The sequence below is a fragment of the Haloferula sp. genome (assembly GCF_049672945.1).
Lineage (GTDB): Bacteria > Verrucomicrobiota > Verrucomicrobiia > Verrucomicrobiales > Akkermansiaceae > Haloferula.
Map to the genome: position 1 here is coordinate 1 of NZ_JBATWY010000143.1, position 2,542 is coordinate 2,542.

Below are 2,542 nucleotides of genomic sequence, written 5' to 3' on the forward strand. Positions count from 1 at the left end.
TGGCCTTCCCGCTTGGAGCAACTCGACGGCTTGCGATTTGAATTCGGCGGTGTATCGCCGACGTGACTTTTGCTTCATGGACATGGATTCTGGAGGTTGGTGGTCCAGAAATCCAGCTCACCTCAAACTCGATATGGGGGTGGCTGGTGATCCGAAGAACAAGGAGAAGCGCTACTCAATGAAATTCGATTACGATCTGAAAACGGAGATGGATCCCAAACAAATGATTCTGACCTTGAAGGATGAGGCGAACGAGTTGGTGGTGAACCAAGCGATCTACGAGCTGAATGGAGACAAATTGACCTTCTGTATGACTTTCAATTCAAGGGCGGGGATCGTCCAGCCGTTCTCAAAGGCTTTTGAAGTGAAAGAGGGGGAGGGACTCACCAGCCTCTTCACCTTGCAGCGGGTGAAGAAGTGAATGACAGGCGGGCTTTCATTTCTTCGGATGGAACAATGATCTCTCGGTGGATACCGGGTCGGCATCTTTGAGTTCGGTGAGCCTTCGGTGCAGCTGTTTCTTCAGCTCCTCGGCGACGGATCGGTATTCTGGATTGCTGATCTCGTTTTTCAATTCGTGAGGGTCATTCCCCAGATGATAGAGCTCGTATTCTGGACGATGGTGCAATTTCCGGACGGTAAATTGAGCCGTGGGATCGCTCTTCGAGAGCTCCACCCATGATGACGCAACATCAGCCGAATTGTTTTTTCCCTTACCGTTAAGCAAAGCGAGTGCCGCGTCGATCGTGGTGTTGGAAGTTTCGTTTTCGTGGTTCGGATTGTAGATCAGTGAAAATGTTTTATTCCGAACAACACGGATGGGGTAGATGCGATCCCGGCTGCCGATGATGTTGCAGTTGGTGAATGCGCCGTAGACATGTTGGTGGAGCTCTTGCGGCTCTCCTTTGAGCATTTTGAGGAAGCTCTCGCCGTCGCAATCGTCGGGTGAGAGCCGTCCTCCTGCGGCGTCAACAAGGGTGGGGGTTATGTCTGCATTCGCCACTAGCTCACTGGCAACGGTTCCTGGCGGAATGACACCAGACCAATGAGCGATTAGACCGTTATGCAGTCCGTTGTCGTAACACGTCCACTTCGCGAAGGGCAGATGGGTGCCTTGCTCGCTACAGACCATAAAGATGGTGTTTTCCCAGAGTCCGCGCCGCTCTAGCTCCCCACGGATTAGTCCCACCAGTTTGTCGAAATTTGAGACTTCAGCGTAGTATTTCACGAGTTCCTTGCGCAGAGCGGGAGTGTCCAGCCAGTAGGGGGGGACGGTCAGGGCATCTGCGTTGTATGGGGATCGATCGCCAGTGGTGAGGGGGCCGTGAGAGTCATTGGAAGCGATGAAAAGGCAGAAAGGCTTTCCGGCACCGATGGCTGAATCGATGAATGAACCGGCATCTCTCACGGCAGCGGGATTGGGGTCGCTTGTCTTGTCCGTGTTTCCGGGGAAATACTCGAATGGGTAGCTTTCCTTGGGCGCCACATGGCTCTTGCCGACAAGAGCCACCCGGTAGCCAAGTGGTTTCAGGTAATGGGGAATGCTCTTTGTCCCAGCTTTCGACGTTGAGTGATTTGCAAGGGTGCCGGTGCGCCACGGGGTGCGCCCAGTATAGAGTTCCTGTCGGAATGGAGCACACATGGCCACCGAGCAGTATGAGCGGTCGAATCGCATGCCCTCGTCGGCGAGCCTGTCGATGTTGGGCGTTTTGCAGTCAACATTGCCGTAGGCTCCCCAAGAGTCGCGGTTCATATCGTCCGCCAAAATGAATACAATATTCGGCTTTTCCGACTGGGCGGAAAGCGCGGTGGCGAGAAGGAATGCTAGAAGAAATTTCGTCATCTGGGTGGGTCTGTTTCTAGGGATAGGCAAGTCTCGGAGAAATTTAGCCGATAAATGGAGGAATCTGCGGGTGGGCAACAGGTGAAAGTGTATCTCATGGATCTTGAGCCTCCAGATTTAATTTGACTCAAAATGGCCTGAGCGAAGGCTTCCGTGCCAATGAAAGAAACCTTGAGCGGGCCTTCCGAGGCGATTCCTCCCCCACTTCCGAGTGGATATGGTGCTACCCCGACGCCGTTTGCGGAAAGGGACAGAATCATCAGCTTGGATGTGGTGCGAGGCTTTGCTCTATTGGGGATACTGATCTCGAATATGATATTTTTCAGCCAGCCGCAGGAGGAGTTCGACCCGAGGGCGGCATCTTGGATCAACTCTTGGGACAAGGTTGCGGATTGGTTTTCAGCGTTTCTGGTGGAGGGGAAATTCTATCCGATTTTCTCGCTGCTGTTCGGTATCGGTTTCTTCCTGCAGATGGAGCGTCTGGACTCGGGAGCTGGGGATGCGAAGGGCATATTTCTGCGACGGCTTTGGATTCTTTCGATCCTAGGTCTGACACACTCCACATTTTTTTATGGGATGGCGACGTCTTGCTCTATTACGGTTTGAGCGGGTTTCTTCTGTTGTTGTTCAGAAATCGGAAGTCGATCACCCTGCTGGTATGGGCGGGGTGTCTGATTTTGCTTCCCGTTGGCATCATGT

The 2,542-nt window shown here is 53.0% G+C and carries 3 protein-coding genes; 2 read left to right on the plus strand and 1 reads right to left on the minus strand.

All coding sequences use genetic code 11. The features are described 5' to 3' along the window. Nucleotides 1-421: hypothetical protein (locus WBG04_RS12640; RefSeq protein WP_424314795.1), on the plus strand; the 421-nt coding region annotated here is incomplete at its 5' end. Between the two features lie 15 nt (nt 422-436). Here WBG04_RS12640 and WBG04_RS12645 read toward each other — a convergent pair. Next, a complete protein-coding gene (locus tag WBG04_RS12645; RefSeq protein WP_424314796.1) occupies nt 437-1,843 on the minus strand; it encodes a sulfatase family protein in 1,407 nt (468 codons plus the stop codon). A gap of 159 nt (nt 1,844-2,002) precedes the next feature. Between WBG04_RS12645 and WBG04_RS12650 the strand changes: the two genes are divergently transcribed. Then, nucleotides 2,003-2,449: a DUF418 domain-containing protein gene (locus tag WBG04_RS12650; protein ID WP_424314797.1), complete on the plus strand. Its 447-nt coding sequence runs from the start codon at nt 2,003-2,005 to the stop codon at nt 2,447-2,449. Nucleotides 2,450-2,542 lie beyond the last annotated feature (93 nt).

Excerpts from the sequence above, each read along its gene's own strand:
- WBG04_RS12645 (WP_424314796.1), bottom strand. The coding sequence starts at position 1,843 with ATGACGAAATTTCTTCTAGCATTCCTTCTCGCCACCGCGCTTTCCGCC.
- WBG04_RS12650 (WP_424314797.1), top strand. The coding sequence starts at position 2,003 with ATGAAAGAAACCTTGAGCGGGCCTTCCGAGGCGATTCCTCCCCCACTT.